8 protein-coding genes are annotated in these 16,346 nt (G+C 71.2%); 5 read left to right on the top strand and 3 right to left on the bottom strand.

The features are described 5' to 3' along the window. Window positions 1–224 precede the first annotated feature (224 nt). The 5 genes from FLW16_RS15565 to FLW16_RS15585 all read left to right on the top strand — a co-directional run bounded on the left by FLW16_RS15565 (window position 225) and on the right by FLW16_RS15585 (window position 5,350). On the top strand, window positions 225–764 hold the full coding sequence (locus tag FLW16_RS15565; RefSeq protein ID WP_142560742.1) for a flavin reductase family protein: 540 nt from the start codon (window positions 225–227) through the stop codon (window positions 762–764). A gap of 115 nt (window positions 765–879) precedes the next feature. Beyond that, on the top strand, window positions 880–1,404 hold the full coding sequence (locus FLW16_RS15570) for an NADPH-dependent FMN reductase (protein WP_142560743.1): 525 nt from the start codon (window positions 880–882) through the stop codon (window positions 1,402–1,404). Continuing rightward, entirely contained in the window at window positions 1,404–2,366 is a 963-nt protein-coding gene (locus tag FLW16_RS15575) for a glutathione S-transferase C-terminal domain-containing protein (protein ID WP_142560744.1), read from the top strand. Before FLW16_RS15570 ends, FLW16_RS15575 begins: the two co-directional genes overlap by 1 nt. A gap of 90 nt (window positions 2,367–2,456) precedes the next feature. Then, entirely contained in the window at window positions 2,457–3,518 is a 1,062-nt protein-coding gene (locus FLW16_RS15580; RefSeq protein ID WP_142560745.1) for an AAA family ATPase, read from the top strand. Window positions 3,519–3,535: 17 nt separating this feature from the next. Continuing rightward, window positions 3,536–5,350 carry a DUF2201 family putative metallopeptidase gene (locus tag FLW16_RS15585; RefSeq protein WP_260615294.1) on the top strand — a complete coding sequence of 605 codons (1,815 nt, stop codon included), beginning with the start codon at window positions 3,536–3,538 and terminating at the stop codon, window positions 5,348–5,350. Window positions 5,351–5,375: 25 nt separating this feature from the next. On the opposite strand, the gene FLW16_RS15590 is transcribed toward FLW16_RS15585, so the two are convergent. The 3 genes from FLW16_RS15590 to FLW16_RS15600 form a co-directional block, all read right to left on the bottom strand. Beyond that, the gene (locus tag FLW16_RS15590) at window positions 5,376–5,900 is read right to left on the bottom strand and encodes a hypothetical protein (protein ID WP_142560747.1); all 525 of its coding nucleotides are present in this window, start codon (window positions 5,898–5,900) and stop codon (window positions 5,376–5,378) included. A 79-nt stretch (window positions 5,901–5,979) separates the two neighbouring features. After that, window positions 5,980–12,192 carry an RHS repeat-associated core domain-containing protein gene (locus FLW16_RS15595; RefSeq protein WP_221891095.1) on the bottom strand — a complete coding sequence of 2,071 codons (6,213 nt, stop codon included), beginning with the start codon at window positions 12,190–12,192 and terminating at the stop codon, window positions 5,980–5,982. Between the two features lie 243 nt (window positions 12,193–12,435). Then, window positions 12,436–16,176 (bottom strand): LamG domain-containing protein, encoded by a 3,741-nt coding sequence (locus FLW16_RS15600; RefSeq protein ID WP_221891096.1) that lies wholly within the window; start codon window positions 16,174–16,176, stop codon window positions 12,436–12,438. Window positions 16,177–16,346: the final 170 nt, after the last annotated feature.

Raw genomic sequence — 16,346 nt, forward strand, 5'->3', positions numbered from 1 at the left:
CTACGGCCACGTCGCCAGCGCGCAGTGTCGTTGATTGTGAATCTTCCGTCGTCTTCCTGCCGATGAGGGACAGGCCGCGGCATGCGGCCGCCCTCCTCGCGAGCCGTGCGTGACCGTGTCACGCCCGGTCCCGCCTCCATCCGAATCCCTGATCCCGCGTGTCGTGGTCCCAGCGGCGGGCGGGATCGACCTTGTGAGCAGCTGCGACCTTCCGGAGGTTTGCCATGACGGAGACTCTGCTCGGCCCCGGCCCCGGTCTCGACGCCGACGACTACAAGCGCGCGCTGGACGCCGACGGCTACCGACGCGCCCTCGCGGTGCACGCGGCGGGGGTCGTCGTGATCACCGCGCGGAGCGGGGGAGTGCCGGTGGGGTTGACCGCGACCTCGTTCTCCTCGGTCAGCCTGGACCCGCCCCTCGTCTCCTTCTACGTGGACCAGTCGTCCACCACCTGGCCGTCGTTGCGCGAGGCGGACCACTTCGCCGTCAACGTCCTGGCCAGCGACCAGGCCGATCTCGCCGCCCGGTTCGCCCGCAAGGGTGTCGACCGGTTCGCCGAGCCCACCCGGTGGCGTCCGGGCCCGCTGGGAGCGCCACTGCTCGAGGACGTCTCCGCGCACCTGATCTGCCTGCCCTACGAGCGGGTCGGCGTGGGCGACCACGTCCTCGTCGTGGGGCTGGTCACCCAGGCCGAGGTGCGCGGGCCGGGGCGTCCGCTGCTGTACCACCAGGGCCGCTTCGGCCGGTTCATCGCCCACCCGTGATCTCGCTTCCGCTTCGCACGAACACCCGTCTCAATCCGGAGGACCGTCTGTTGACCACTCGTACGCTCTTCGACACGGACACAGGACACACTGAGCAGCACGAGGCGGTGGCCTCGTGAGCTCTCTCGTGGTGCTGGTCGGCAATCCGCGCGGCGGTTCCCGCACCCACCTCGCGGCCGTCGCGGCGGCCGAGGCGGTCGGACGCCGGATCGGGCACGAGGCGCCGCCCGAGGTCGTGGACCTGTCCGGGATCGGGCCGCACCTGTTCACCCCCGGGCCTTCGCCGACCGTGGAGGTGGCGCTGGAACTGGTCGCCGGAGCGCAGGTGCTCCTGGTCGCCAGCCCCACCTACAAGGCGACCTACACCGGCCTGCTCAAGGCGTTCCTCGACCGCCTCCCCGGCGGCGCGCTGGCCGGAACGGTGGCGCTGCCGCTGCTGGTCATGGGCTCCCCCCGGCACGCGCTGGCCGTCGAGCTGCATCTGCGGCCCGTGCTGGTCGAGCTGGGCGCCCTGGTGCCCACCCCCGGCCTGGCGCTGCTCGAGGCCGAGATCCCCGACCTCGACCGCGTCCTCGCCGACTGGACGGATCGCGTCGGCGGGCAGGTGGCCGCGGCGCTGGAGAGGAGGGCGACCGCCTGATGACCACCCACGCTCCCGCGTACGCGAGCCCCGCCGACGTCACCGCCTTCGGCCCGTACGGGCCGGGCAGGACCGACCGGCCGGCACCCCTCTATCCGTTCCGGGGCCGGATCACCGCCGGGGGTTCCGGCGGCCACCCCGCCGAGCCCGGCCGCTACCACCTGTACGTCTCGTACGTGTGCCCGTGGGCCCAGCGGGTGGCCATCGTGCGCGACCTGGCCGGGCTGAGGGACGTCGTCTCGCTGTCGTACGTGGACGACGAGCGCGACGCGCGCGGCTGGGCGTTCCGTGAGCGGCGCGGTCCCGACCCGGTGAACGGGTTCGCGCTCCTCGCCGAGGCGTACGACGCCACCGAGCCCGGCTACCCCGGCCACATCTCGGTGCCGGTGCTGTGGGACCGGCTGACGAACCGGATCGTGAGCAACAACTACCCCGACATCCCGGTCGACCTCGGCACCCGATTCACCGACTGGGCCGACTCGGGCGTGGACCTCTATCCGGAGGACCTGCGCGACGAGATCGAGGCCCTGGACGAGGAGATCGCCCGCGACCTCGCCCAGGGCGTGCACCTGGTGGCCAGGGCCGCCACGCAGGAGGAGTACGAGCGGCGGCGCGGCGAGGTGCTCGCCGCGCTGGATCGCCTCGACGCCCGCCTGGCCGACCGGCGATACCTGTTCGGGGACCGTCTCACCGAGTCCGACGTGCAGCTCTGGGTGGTCCTGGTCAGATACGACCTGCTGCACAACCCGCTCGCCGGGATCGGCGAACGGCCGCTGACGGACTACGCCCACCTCTGGCCGTACGCGCGCGACCTCTACCGGCTCCCGGCGTTCCGGGAGACGACCGACTTCGCGGCCTTCCGGCTCACCACCCGGCCCGCCCACGTGGGCGGAGGGCCGGTGCGGATCGCGGTCGAGCCCCGGGAGGCCGACTGGGACGAGCCGCACGGGCGCGGGCGCTGACCGCACCGCACCCGTGACCACCCGCCGCGACGCGGCAGGCGGGTCTTAATGAGGTGCGGCGGATACGCGGGTTTTGCGAATCTTGGAGGCATGCAGGCCACCCTGACCGTGACTCCCGCGCAGCTTCCGGAGGTGCTGCTGCACGTCGCCGTCGTGCGCCCGGTGTTCCTGTGGGGTGCGCCGGGCATCGGCAAGAGCTCGCTCGTCCGCTCGTTCGCCGACTCCCTCGGCCTCGAATGCGTGACGCTCCTCGGCACGCAGCTGGCTCCGGAGGACCTCATCGGCGTCCCGCAGATCGTCGGGGATCGCAGCCGGTTCGCCCCGCCGGAGACGATCGCGCGGCAGGAGCCCTACTGCCTGTTCCTGGACGAGCTCAACGCCTCCTCCCCGGAGGTCCAGAAGGCGTTCTACTCGCTGATCCTCGACCGGCGTATCGGCACGTACGAGCTGCCGGCGGGGTCGGTGGTGATCGGCGCGGGAAACCGGGCGACCGACAACGCGCTCGCGAGGCCCATGCCGTCCGCGCTGGTCAACCGCATGATCCATGTCCACCTCCGGGCCTCGGCCGACGACTGGCTGAGCTGGGCGGCCACGAGCGGCATCCACCCCTGGATCGTCGACTACCTCGTCCAGCGCCCCGACCACCTGTGGAGCGCGCCGCCCAAGACGGAGGAGCCGTTCTCCACGCCGCGCGGCTGGCACATGCTGTCCGACGCCATGCACTCCTACGGCGAGCGGCTGGACGACGAGACGCTGGGCATGCTGGCCTACGGCACGCTGACCGCCGCGCACGCCTCGGCCTTCCGCGCGTACGTGAAGACGGTGCGGCACGCGTACGACCTCGACGCCGTGATCAAGGGGGACGCGGGGTGGCCGCGCCGGCCCGAGGACCGCGACCTGCTGTACTTCCTGTCCGAGACCTTCCGCGCCCGGCTGGTCAAGGAGCTGCCGCAGTCGAAGGTGCACGCCTCGCCCGCCGGCCGGCAGCTCGCCTTCCGGGCCAAGAACCTGCTCGTCGAGCTGGCGGGGATCTCGCTCGAATGCGCGCAGCTCGTCATCGCGGCGGGCGACGACGGCGCGCCGGTGCTGCCGTCGTGGTTCCTGGTCGAGGTCGGCCGCGACCTGCCGCGCCTGGCCGCGGCCAGGACCTGAGGGGGCGGGGAGCCGGCGTGGCCCGCAGGAAGCAGAAGGCCGACCCCTGGCGCGACGCCGTGCTCAAGGGCTGGGAGGAGGTGCGCTCCCACCCGCTGTTCCGTCACCTCGGGGGCTACCTCTACGCGGCGGACGAGCATGAGCTGCCCCACGACCGGTGGGCCTACATCACGCCGGACGGTGGCGTGTCCCACCACCCGAGAAGGCGCGCCGAGGCGGGCGAATGGGCGTGGGTGTTCGCGCACTGCCTGCTGCACGCCGGATTCGGGCACCTGGACCCGCGCAACGCCCTGCCCGAGGACCTGGGCAGGGAGGAGACCCCTCGGTGGGAGCAGCCGCGGCGCGCCCCCCGTCACCCCTACCTGGCCGCCTGCTGCCTGAGCGTGGACAGGTTCATGGCCACGCTCAAGATCGGCAGGGCGCCGCAGCCGCGGCCGCCGGTCTTCCCGCCGGAGGACGAACGGACGCTGGCCGGTCTGTGGCGCACCTCCGGGGTGCCCGCCGAGTTCGACGTGCCGGCCTTCCCGGACTTCTTCGCCGGCACGGTCGAGACGGCCACGGCCCGCGACTACGAGAAGGGGCTCGCGATCGGGATCTCCGCCGCGGCGGCGATGGCGATCGAGGTGGCCGGGGGCGCGCGCGATTCGGTCCAGAGCGCGGTGAAGAAGCCGTGGGACCACGCGCTCGGCTGGTTCGTGTCGTCCTACCCGCTGCTGGGGGCGCTGGCGGCGGGCATGACGATCGTGGCGGACGCGGACCTCGCCCGGGGCTGGGACATCTCGGTGGCCGCGGTCAACGCCGAGGCGGCCGAGATCTACGTCAACCCGCTGGTCTCGATGACCGTCGAGGAGTGGCGGTTCGTGCTGGCCCACGAGATGCTCCACGCCGCGCTGCGGCACGGTGAGCGTACGGGCTGGCGGGAGCCGTACCTGTGGAACGTCGCCTGCGACTACGTGGTCAACGGCTGGCTGGTCGAGATGGGCGTGGGAGAGATGCCCGAAGGGCTCCTCCACGATCCGGAGCTGCGCGGGCTGTCCTGCGAGGCGGTCTACGACCGGATCGCGCGGGACCTGCGTCGTCTGCGCAAGCTCGCGACGCTGCGCGGGCGCGGCCTCGGCGACGTGCTCGGGCAGCCGCTGCCGCGTCCCGGCATGCCGGGACGCCATGTGGACCTGGACGAGTACTACCGCAACGCGCTCGTCACCGGCCTCGCCTACCACCACAGCGGGGGCAGGGGCACCCTCCCGGCCGGTCTCGAGCAGGAGATCCGGGCGCTGGACCACCCGCCGCTGCCCTGGGACGCCGCGCTCGCGCGCTGGTTCGAGGAGCACGTCCCGGCCGTCGAACGGCGCAGGTCCTACGCCCGGGCCTCCCGCCGCCAGTCGTCGACGCCGGACATCCCCCGTCCCGGCTGGGTGCGGCCGGAGGAGGCGGTGCGCCGGGCCACGTTCGGGGTCGTGCTCGACACGTCGGGATCCATGAACGCCCGGCTCCTGGGCAAGGCGCTCGGCGCTATCGCGTCGTACGCGACCGCGCGCGACGTGCCGCGCGCCCGGGTCGTGTTCTGCGACGCCGTCGCCTACGACGCGGGATACCTGCCGGTGGAGGACGTCGCGCGCAGGGTCCGCGTGCGGGGACGCGGCGGCACGATCCTCCAGCCGGGCGTGGACCTGCTCGAACGGGCCGAGGACTTCCCCCGGGACGGCCCGATCCTGGTGATCACCGACGGGGAGTGCGACGTGGTGCGGATCCGCCGCGAGCACGCGTTCCTGATCCCCGAAGGCGCCTTCCTGCCGTTCGCCCCGCGCGGCCCGGTGTTCCGCATGAGCTGACGGGGCCTTCTTCCGCGGCCGCCGGTCACGGACGGCAGCGGTCGGGGTCGGCGCGCAGGAAGGCGTCCCTGCCCGTCTTCACGGTGTCGTCGCCTCCCGCCCAGGCGAGCACCTGCCCGCCGCCGAGGCCCGCCAGGTCGGCCGCCGTGAACGGCACCCTGCCCCGCAGGTTGCGGCCGTTCACGAAGCCGTTGACGGTCGCGACGTAGGGCACGCCCTCCCGCAGGGCGGTGAGGCTGTCGTCGGTGGACCGCCAGCCCTCGGGCGGCGCCTGGAACGCCCGCACGTCCCGCACCGCCGCGCCGGCGCCGCCGTTGTGCACGCTCCAGGACATCGTGTCGCCGCCCTCGGTGTCCTCCAGGACCGAGAAGTCCCGGGCGGCGTAGCCGGGGCAGTCGGCGAGCAGCAACCTGACGCCGCCGTCCTCGGTGCGTTCGACGCCGAGGACGCCCTTGGGCGCAGGCGTGCTGTCGCACGCCGCGGAGAAGAAGGCCAGGGCGGTCAGGGCGGCGGCCGCATACCCGGGCCCCGGCCTTCTTCTGCGTGTCATCGTGGTCCTTTCCTCCTGTCGCCCCGAGTTTCTAGTTCACCGGGGTTCCCAGTTCACCAGGATTTCTGGCTCACTGTTTCTAGCTGACCGGGCCCCAGTGCAGCGGCTGCCATTCGGTGTAGCTTCCCCACCACAGGTTGGCCTCCACCTCGAAGGCGTTGGCGGCCGCGGGATCGCCCCAGTCGTGTTGCGAACGCCAGGACTGACCGGCGTAGGCCGCGATGAACTGGGTGGCGTCCGAGAAGCGTGCCCACTGCTCGGAGTGCACCGCCTCGTGCTTCTCGATGTTGGGCCCGTACTTGTCCGCCGTCTCGCGGCCGGCGACCCTCGCGATGTCGTCCCGGCGCTGCTTCTCGTCTCGCAGCTGGTTCTGGAACTCCTTCTTGGAGTGCGGGTAGAAGTGGACGTCGCCGACCGTCATGGGCTGGTCGCCGCCCGGAGAGCCGCCGTAGCAGACGTACTGCAGGGCCCGCTTCTCACACCCCTCGCTGGCGAAGATCTCGTAGGTCAGCGCCAGCGCGTTCGCTCCGTTGAAATTGTTGTTCCAGTGGAACGGGTGGATGAGCAGCGCCTTGAACAGGTTGACGCCGTTGTCGCGGTGCACCGGCTTGCAGTAGCAGCCGCCCGCCGGGGGCTTGGGCGACGGGCCGGGGGACGGCCTCGGCGTCGGGGAGCTCTTCTTGGGCTTCTTGTGGTGCTTGTACGGGTCGACCTTGCCGGTCTTGGGGTCGTACCCGACCTTCCCCTGCTCCTCCTTCGAGCAGTACTTCAGGTCGTACTGGCAGGAGTTGGGCCGCGAGCCGATCTCCTCACCCGTCGGGTCACTGAACGTGACGGGGTTGTTGTTGCCGTAGGAGTACCCGTTGAGCGACTGGGCCTGGTCGGTGGACAGCACCGGGTCCACGCTCAGGAACCTGCCGGCGACCGGGTCGTACATGCGGGCCCCCACGTAGGTGAGCCCGGTGGCGGCGTCGGCGGGCTTGCCGAGGAACCCCTTGTCGTCGGGCCACGCGCCGCCGACCGTGTTCCCGCGCGGCGCGCCGAACGGGGTCGTGAAGCGCTTGCTGATCGCCTGACCGGCCGCGTCGACCGACAGCGAGGAGGTGCCGTGCTGGTCGCCGGCGAGGAAGGAGACCGCGTTCTTCCCGCCCTGGGTGGTGCGCACCGCGATCACCTGCGTGCCGGCGGCGTAGAAGCGGCTGGCCCAGGTCGTGACGGTGCTGCCGGTCTTCTTCGAGTGGATCTCGGTGGCGCCGAGGTAGAGCACGCTCTCCCCGTCGCCTGCCACGCGGCGGATCAGCAGCGCCCCGTCGGCGTCGTACAGGTAGGACGTCTTCTGCGTGCCCTGGGTCAGGGTCGCGATGCGGCCCTGCGCGTCCCAGGTCAGCACCTGTCCGTTGCGCCCGATCGTGTTGCCGGACTTGTCGTAGGTGTAGGTGGCGGCCGCGCCCGTGCAGGAGCCGGTCACGACCGCGGTGAGGGCGTGCCGCTTGGCCGTGTCGCCGTAGCAGTACGTCGAGGTGGTCGCGGTGGAGCCGCTGTCACGGGTCTCCGTCGCCCGAAGTCCCGAGGAGTTGTAGGTGTAGGAGGTCCGGTACGGCGCCGCGCCGCCCAGGGTCTTGTTCGTGCAGTCGTCGGTCGCGGGCGTCCACGCCTCGGTCAGCCGCCGCTGCCCGTCGTAGGCGAAGCACTGGATGTCGTTCTGTCCCGCGCCGTCCTGGGTGGGGGTGTCGGCGATCTCGGTGACGTTGCCCGCGTCGTCGTAGTGGTAGGCCAGGTCCTGCGGCTTCACCGGCGTGGACTGGGTGGTGACGAAGGCCCGCTTCAGCCGGTCGGTCCCCTCCTCGTAGGTGTTGTTGAGGAAGGTCTTCTTGGCCTCCGTGGCCCCCGAAAGGCCGAGGGTGAACTGCAGGGGCTGGCCGAGCGCGTTGTAGTCGGCCTTCTGGAGGTAGTCGGTCGTGCCGGTCAGCCCGTTGACCTGCCCGGTCGGGGTGTAGGCCAGGCTGATCTTCTCCTCGGCCAGCCCGGCGGCCGCGGGCTCGGTGGAGCTCTTCAGCGTGCCGTCGAGGTTGTAGTCGCTGCCGAAGGTGTAGCTGGTCTTCGCCGCCCCGGACAGGACCAGCGGGTCGTTCGGGTCGATGTCGATCTCGGTGCTGGTGGCGCGGTACTGGCCGTCGTACGCGAGGACCTTCTTCGTGTACGCCTTGCCGGAGACGCCGCCGTCGTAGCTGGTGGACGAGGCGAGCTGGCCCTTGGCCACGGTGTCGTAGGCCCAGGCGGCCAGCTTGTTCGCGTCGGTGCGCGACCTCGACCACAGCCCGGTCTTGCGGCCGAGCTCGTCGTAGCCGTACAGCAGGACAGTGCCGTTCGCGCCGGTGACCGTGTCGGTCTGGTCGAGCGCGGTGTAGCGGACGGTGCTCGCGCCCTTGTCGGGGTCGCTGATGCCGGTCTGCCTGGCGAACAGGTCGTAGGTGTAGGACCACTTCGCGCCGTCGGGGGCGGTGACGGTCAGTTCCTTGTCGTCGGGGCGGTAGGTGAAGGACGTGGAGGTGTACCCGCTGGAGGTGAGGGCGCCGTACTGGGTGTCGGCGGGGGAGGGCGAGTTGTACTCACGCCGTTCGACCGTGCGGTCGAGCGCGTCGGTGATGGTCCGGGTCGCCGTGCCGCCGGTCAGCGCGCTGACGGCGGTGGAGTCACCGGTGTAGGTCGTGGTGGTCGTCCACTTCTCCACGCCGTACGACAGGAACGTGCTGCGGATCTGCCGGCCGGCGCCGTCGAAGACGATGTTCGTCTGCTTGGGCGCCTCGCCGTACTCCTCCCGCGTGTAGGTGGCGTTCGGCGTCTGCTTGGAGTCGAAGATGTCGGCGTAGGTCTCGTAGGCCAGGCCGCGCGAGTCGTAGCGGGTGTCGGTCAGGAGCCGGCCGCCGTTCGGCGTCGGCTTCTGCGTCTGCATCGGCCGCAGCAGCGAGTCGAAGATCTCGTACGACCAGCTGGCCGTGGTGGACGACTTGACGGTCGAGGTGCCGATCGCGGGCGCCTTCCCCCGCTCGTACACGTAGGAGTAGGCGTAGGTGGGGGTCTGCCCGCCGTCCTTGCTGCGGTCGGGCAGCCACACGCCGGTCAGCCTGCCGAGGGCGTCGTAGGTCTGCTCTGTCTTGCCGTTGTTCGGGTCGTAGGTGCGCTCGGGAAGGCCGCGCGTCCCGTCGAGGAACGTCGTCGTCTTCTGCTGCTTGGCGTTGGTCTCCACCTTCTTGGTGAGGACTCCGGCGCCGGTCGGCGTGTACGCCGTGGTGGTGGGGTTGCCGCCCGCGTCGGTCACGGTCAGCGGCCTGCCCAGCGTGTCGTAGGTGGTCGACTCGGTGCGCTGCCAGCCGGTCGGCGGGCGGTCGTCGCCGGTGACGGCCGACGGGTAGCCGGTGGCCCGTCCCGTCCAGGTGGCGTCGCCCTTCACCGGCTTCTGGCTCGCCGACCATCCGGTCGCGGCGGTGTTGTCGTACACGGTGGCCGTGTCGGACAGCACGTCGCCCGAGGTGTCGGAGCCCGCGGGCAGCGACAGGTCGGCCTCCTTCACCGAGCAGGAGCGGCCGACCACGCGGGTGCGGGAGACCAGCGCGTTCAGGCCCTTGGCGTCGTCGCGCGCGTACCAGGTGCGGGTGCAGGTCTCGTCGCCGCTCTTCGCGGTGTCGCCCGTGCTGTCCTGCTTCACCGCCATGCCGTACGAGTCGTACGTCGTGGAGGTGGTGACGGTGCGCCAGGTCTTGGGGACGGTCAGGTAGGTGTGCTCCGACGTCTTGCCCATGCGCACGTAGTAGGCCTCGGTGTCGGCGTACGACTTGTGCTGGGTGGCGGTCTTCGCCGACCAGGGGTCGTTGACCGTCACGTCGACCGGGTCGGCCCCGTCGTAGGTGACCTCCTCGCGGGTGAGGCCGGCGTACTGCTCGGAGTCCGTGAAGTCGGGCACGTCGAGACCGGCGACGTCGAGGCCCGGCACGACGGCGGCGCGCCGGTTGTCGGGATCGACCGTCCTCGGGTCGGCCGACTTCAGCAGCCGGTCGCCGTTCATGCCCTGCAGGTAGACCGTGACCGTCTTGGTGCGGGTGCCGTCGGCGTCGCCGACGTACGTCGTGACCTTCTGGTAGCCGCGCCACAGCGACCAGGTGCGCTCGTCGGCCGGGGTGAACGGGCTGTCGTTGTAGCGCCAGCCGGGCGAGGCGTATTCGTAGGCGTACTCGGTCAGCGGGTTGTGGCCTGCCGGGTCGGCGAGGTTCACCGCGAGCACGCGGTATTTGTTGAACCAGTCGATGGAGGCGTCGGTGGCGCCGTTGATGTGCCAGAACTGCGGATAGCAGGACAGCGCGTTGTCGTCCTCGGCCTTGGGCATCTTCGAGCCGCGCACGCATTCGGGCTCGTTGTAGCTGACCGTGGTGATCGCGCCGGTCTCCGAGGTGACCGTCTCGATGCGCGGCCTGGTCAGCGGCAGGATGTTGCCGCCTCCCGGCTGGGTGCCGCCGGCGACGCGGTTGGGCCGCATGGCGTAGGTGAACGAGACGGGGTCGAGCGTCAGCGGCGTGTCACCGGCCGAGCCCGTCCGCACGATCGACATCAGCGACAGCGTCTGGTCGGCGGAGCTGCCGATGTCGCCGCCGTCCAGGTACTTCTGCGTGAACGCCCACGAGTCGACCGGCTTGTACGTGGTGCCCGACAGGACGCTCGTCTCGAGCTTCACCAGGCGCTTGCGGGTGAAGAAGGCCGGGCTCTCGGCGTGGCAGTCGTCCTTGTCGGCGTCCTTCTTGCAGATGGCGTCGAAGGGGACGTCGGGCCAGTTCTCCGCGGTGTCCTTGGTGAGGCTGCCGCAGTCGGAGGCCGTGCAGCGCTCGGCGTAGGAGAAGGCGACCTTGTAGGGCGCGTCCACCGTGAACAGCGTGTCGGACCGCTGCCCGTAGAGGATCTTGTCGAGGTAGCCGCCGCGGACGTAGGAGGCGGTCGCGGTGTCGGACTTGTTCTTCCGGTAGTAGTTGGTCTCCGGCGTGTACCAGTACGTCATGGCGTTGCCGTGGGTGTCCTCGGCGTAGTCGAGGTTCCACCGCCACGCCTGCGTGACGGAACGGTCGGCGAAGGTGTCGCCCTTGTCGTAGCCGGGCTCGCCGGAGTCGTCGCCGTACACCGGGACCGTGAACACCGAGTTGGTCCGCTGGCTGCCCGCGCCGGTCAGCTTGTTCAGGCCGAAGACGTACTTCGTGCCGTCGCCGGTGACGACGGTCCAGTACTCGCCGTCGTCGTCGCCGTTGTCGGCGCCCGTGGAGTGGGTGACCGTGGAGGCGTCGTCGTTCTTCAGCCGCCACTTGCCGCTGGTGTCGTCCTTGACGAGCTCGGTGGCCTTGCCGTTGAGGACGAGCGAGGCGTTGTCGTACTTCCAGCACAGGTCGTACTGCTTGTCGTGGCCGTCCTCGCGGCAGGTGCCGAACTGGCGGTCGATGTAGGAGGTGGCGGCGGTGTCGAAGCCCTCGCCGATCGAGGTGCCCTGGTTGTTGGTGGTGGAGGTGCGCCCGTCCACGCTGCCCGAGTCGTACGACAGGTCGAGCGCGGGCGCCGGTCCCGCCGCCGGCTCCACCGGGGCGATCGGGTAGGACCAGCTGAAGGAGCCGGAGTTGCCGCCGGCCTCCCAGGTGGACGACGCGGCGAGCGGGGTGGCGGCGTAGTTGCCGCTGCCGTCGGCCGCCTCGCCTCCCTCACCGGGGGTGTCGGCGGTCACGGCCAGCACGGCCGGGGCGGCGTCGAACGTGACCGGCGCCGAGAGGGTCTGCGCCGCGGCCGAGTTGTCGGTGTCCAGCGGGGTCCGCGTGCGGCACTCCTCCCGCTCCGGGGTGGTCGCGGCGCAGGCGGGCAGCCGGACCAGCCGCAGCCGGCCGCTCCACCCGCCTCCGTACACGGAGGCGAAGGCGGCGTAGCCGACGCTCAGCGTCGCGGTGCCCGGGGTCTGCGCCGACGCGGCCAGCAGCACCCCGTCCACCCCGGCCGCCTCGGCGGCGGCACGGTCGAGCACCCGCACACGAGCCGTCTGTGAGTCGCCGGCGGCGTCCGGGGAAGCGGGGGTGGCAGCGGCGGGCTTCAGGCTCACCGGGAGCCCGCCCACGCTGACGCTCTGCGCACCGCCGATCGTCACGTCGGCCTCGCCGGCGCTCGGCCACCTGGCGGCCTCGCGCTCCTTCGCGGCCCGGTCGGCGGCGGCGTCGTTGCGGGCCCTGGACACGGCGACCCGCTCCCTGGCCTCCTTCGCCCCGCTCGTGTCCATGGCCCTGACCTTGCTGGACCGTTGTTTCTGCACGGGAGGGGCGCCGGGTGGTCCCTCCGCGGCCGAGGCCGCCGTCACCCCGACGGGTAACGAGATCACCACCGCCAACGCGGCCACCAGGGCAGCACGAATTCCGGGCCGACGCATGACCCAACCTCCTCAAGAGGAAAGAGAGAACCCGCGGATCAACCGGGGGAAGATGCGGGAGGTGCGGGGACCGGCGATCCGGTCCCCGCACCGCCGTCAGTCGCCGATGACGGCGTCCATCTGGTCGGAATCGGCCATGGCGCCCGCCCACAGCCGCAGATCGGTGATCCTCGCGGGGAGGAAGTGACCCCAGGAGGTCGCGCTGAAGCCCTTGCCGGCCGCGAAGTCGCCCGACCCGGGCGCGGCGGTGTAGGCCATGTCGAGGTCGTTCTGCTCGTGGCCGACGTAGAGCCGCACCACCCGGCCGTTCGCCGCGAGGGCGTCGTACACGCCGGTCAGGCGGACCGGGCTGTCCAGGCTGGCCGAGGTGTCGGAGCTCACCCAGGTCTTCGTGCCGTCCTTGTTGACCCGGCCGAAGCGCCAGAAGCCGACCGGGACGCTGACCTCGTTGCCGTCGTCGTCGAGCTGCGTCTCCTTGCCGGTCAGCTCGAACCACAGGCCCCACGACGACCCGTCGGCCGTGCGCTGCCCGGCCACCTGGCCGACGGTCCCGATCGGCTTCGCCAGGATCTTGTCCCGGTCGAGCTCGACCTTCACGGTCACCGTGAACGAGCCGGTGTCGTCCACGACCGGGCCCGCGGCGGTGGCGGCGTCGTCCACGCCGTCGAGCACCAGGCCCTCGCCGTCCAGCGACGCCCCGCCGGCCAGCGCCAGCGCCCGGCCGTACCCCGACAGCGAGTCGGGCACCTGCGTCCCGGCGGCGCCCGCCGGGTCCCAGTCGGCAACCAGCTCCACGTCGTTGCGCCCGGACGCCGGGGACTCCGACCGCGCCTCGGTCGCGACCTCCTCCGGGGTCAGGACCCGCTGCCAGGCGGCGACCTCGTCGATCGAGCCCGGGAAGTAGAACTGGAAGACGTTGGCCCACTTGTAGCGGCCGATCTCGAACGGTCCGGTGGCCGACCACACGCCGGAGACGGTCGCGGTGCCCTGCGGCACGCCGTTGACGTAGAAGCTCAGCTTCTGCGTCGCCGGGTCGTAGCTGCCGGCCAGGTGGGTCCAGACGTTCGCCCGGGACGTGCCGTTCTTCGAGCAGACCCCGTAGTAGGCCTTGCCCGTCGCCTCGTCCTTGTCCTTCACGCCGAAGCAGAAGGCGCCGTAGTCCTTCTCGTGCCAGACCAGGAAGGGGCTGTAGCCGCCCGAGCCGTCCTGCGACAGCACGATGCCGTCGTCGCTCACCTTGTCCAGCCGCACCCAGGCGGAGATCGTGTAGGCCGACCGGGTCTCCAGCACGGGTCCGGACGTCGCGGCGTACGCCGACGTGCCGTTCAGGCCCAACCCCTTGTCGACCTTCGGGGTGTCCAGTGCCGTGCCCGCGTCGTCGTACCAGACCTCGCCGCGGCGTCCCCGGGTGTCCCGTACGGCGCCGCCGGAGAGCGTGGCGTCGTGGTGTCCGCTGCCGCGGTCGACGGCGGCGCCGGAGTCCTCGTCGAAGTGCCACCTGCCGACCGGGCCCGCGCCCGCGGCGACCAGGAAGTCGACGACCGTGGTCGCGCCATACCTGCCGACGTTGTCCTTGGCCCGGACGTACAGGCTGTACGTTCCGGCGGCCGGGGGAGTGATCAGGGCCTTCGCCGTGGCGCCCGTGACGTCGGACGACCAGGTCGAGCTCGTGGACGCGCGGTACTGGTAGGCGACGTTGTTGGCGTCGCCGGACGCCGGGCCGAAGGTGACGGTCGTGCTCTGCCCAGGTCCGCCGGCGGGCGCGCAGCTCGTGGCGGTGCACGCGGTGTATGGCGCGCCGAGCGTGACCACCGGCGCCTTCGGCGCGGTCGGGTCGACCTTGAAGTAGCACCAGCCGGCGCTCAGGTAGCTGCTGGTCCCGGCCAGCCACTTGGTGTAGTTGCTGTAGTAGGAGCGCGTCCACGAGTCGTAGCGGTAGAGCACGCCCTCCGACAGCGTCGGCGCGTCGGCGGTCACCTTCACGTTGTCGCCCACGTGTCCGGTCGTCGGCCGCTCGATGGTGGAGAAGGCCTGCGTCCAGGTGCCGTCGGCGTTCTTCTTCTGGACGTAGAACGCCCCCCGCAGCATCGCGCCGGACTCGCCGCCCGCGAGGGTCTGCGGAGTGGTCGCCATGGTGGGCGTGGGGTCGGAGAGGACCGCGGGCGCCGACTCCTTGGTCTCGCAGACGGTGCCCGAGCCGGTGACGAGGCCGACTCCGGTCGGCACCCCGGGCATGCCCACGTAGTCGACGACGAGCACGGCGTCGTTCCTGAACCGCTTCCAGGCGGAGGTGTCGCCCTCGTCGTGCGCCCGCAGCTCCAGGGTGAGCTTGGAGAACTTGCCGGCCGCGAAGTCCTTCACGGTCGGGGTCAGGTTCTCGTTCGTCTCCTCGGGGTTGTCCTTGAACTCGATCGGCGCCGTCGGCTGGTCGGGATCGCACGCCGAGCCGCGGCCCGCCGACACGTTGCGGTCCACCATCCAGTCGAGCTCCTTCGGACGGCCCGACCAGGTGGTGGACGACGTGAAGTTGTTCGTACGGACGAGGTCGACCCACCGGGGGTCGCACTGGAACGCCCAGGGCTCGGTGATGCGGAACGCCGCGCTCAGCACCTGCTTGCCCTTGAGGCTCGCGGGGGAGAACTGGAAGTACAGCCGCTGGGTGTAGCCGGGCCCGCAGTAGTAGCCGTTCCAGGTGCCGCAGTGGCCGACGCCCTCACCCTGGTTGTTGCTGCCGTTGCCCCAGTTGTACGACTTGTAGCCGTCCGAGCGCAGCAGCGTCCTGTCGGTCTCGCCCCATGTGACGGTCGGGTCGATGTAGACGGGGTAGGCCGACTCGTCCTTCTGCTTGAGCAGGCCGGCGTCGGGGACGAGCGTGAGCGTGTCCTTGCCGACCTCGATCGGCAGCTCGGCGTGCCCCGCCCCGGGAGCGGGACCGTCGGCCGCCCGCCCCTCGTCAGAAGGAACGCCCGTCTCGGGCGTCGCCTGTGATGTCGGCTCCGGTGTCGTCGTCGGCGCCGGTGAGCCGTCCGCGGCGGGAGCGCCCTGGGGAGCGCCGCCCTTGGCTGCGGGGGCCGAGGCGGACGGGGCCGCGGGGGCGTCCGTCGCCGTGACCTGCCCGGCGGCGGGGTTCCCGGTGGAGTCCCACATCGCGGCCGGAGGCGAGGTGAAGACCTCGGTGGCGTTGCCGTCGGTCGCGGACATGCCGCCGTCCGCGGTCTCCTCCACCTTGAGCCCGGACGACCTGACGGCGTACCGGATCCGCGCGAGCGCGGGGTTGTCCGCGGCCTGCGGCGTCTTGACGATCAGGACCTGACGGAAGCCCTCGGTCGTCGCGGTCATCCTGAGGTCCACGTCCGGCAGCACGTTCCGGTAGGTGGCGTTCGGGCCGTCGAGCACCGGCGCGGGCAGGGTTCCCGGCCAGCCCAGCGCGAGGGTCCTGCCGTCCCGGTTCATCGTGACGAGGTTCCCGCCGTCACCGCCTCCGGAGAAGGAGATGCCCACGGCCGCGGCGGCCGGTCCCACGCTTCCGTCGGCGCGCCGCTCCAGCGTCGCGTCGGGTGACACCCACGCCCCGTCCGCTCCCTTGACCCGGACGGGGGTGGTCGACTGCTCCAGCCGGAAGGACTCGCCGTCCGGATTGGCGTATGTGGTGGTGAACTCGGTCCGGGCCTCGGTCACCTCGACCGGTTCCCGGATCTCGGCAGCGCGCTTCAGCGCCTGCTGCCAGCCGCTGAGCCGGCCCGTGTCGGACCCCGTCCGACCTTCCTGTGCCGCCATCGCGGCCGGGGGTGCCCCGGTTCCCACCAGTACACCCACCACGACCACGGCAGCGAGCACACGCCAACTCCGCAGTCCGGGAAACCTAAACATGGGTTATCTCCCGTACGAAATCCGCAAGATCGCACACATTAAACGTTTACCGTCACCCCCTGTCAATAAATTCTTTTCGCCCATCAAGGATTCACGTCATGTTATCCACATAAAGAGTAAATAAAGTGATATTAGGG

The sequence above is a fragment of the Microbispora sp. KK1-11 genome (assembly GCF_006874435.1).
Classification (GTDB): Bacteria; Actinomycetota; Actinomycetes; order Streptosporangiales; family Streptosporangiaceae; genus Microbispora; species Microbispora catharanthi.

Excerpts from the sequence above, each read along its gene's own strand:
- FLW16_RS15565 (WP_142560742.1), top strand. The coding sequence starts at position 225 with ATGACGGAGACTCTGCTCGGCCCCGGCCCCGGTCTCGACGCCGACGAC.
- FLW16_RS15575 (WP_142560744.1), top strand. The coding sequence starts at position 1,404 with ATGACCACCCACGCTCCCGCGTACGCGAGCCCCGCCGACGTCACCGCC.
- FLW16_RS15580 (WP_142560745.1), top strand. The coding sequence starts at position 2,457 with ATGCAGGCCACCCTGACCGTGACTCCCGCGCAGCTTCCGGAGGTGCTG.
- FLW16_RS15590 (WP_142560747.1), bottom strand. The coding sequence starts at position 5,900 with ATGACACGCAGAAGAAGGCCGGGGCCCGGGTATGCGGCCGCCGCCCTG.
- FLW16_RS15595 (WP_221891095.1), bottom strand. The coding sequence starts at position 12,192 with ATGGACACGAGCGGGGCGAAGGAGGCCAGGGAGCGGGTCGCCGTGTCC.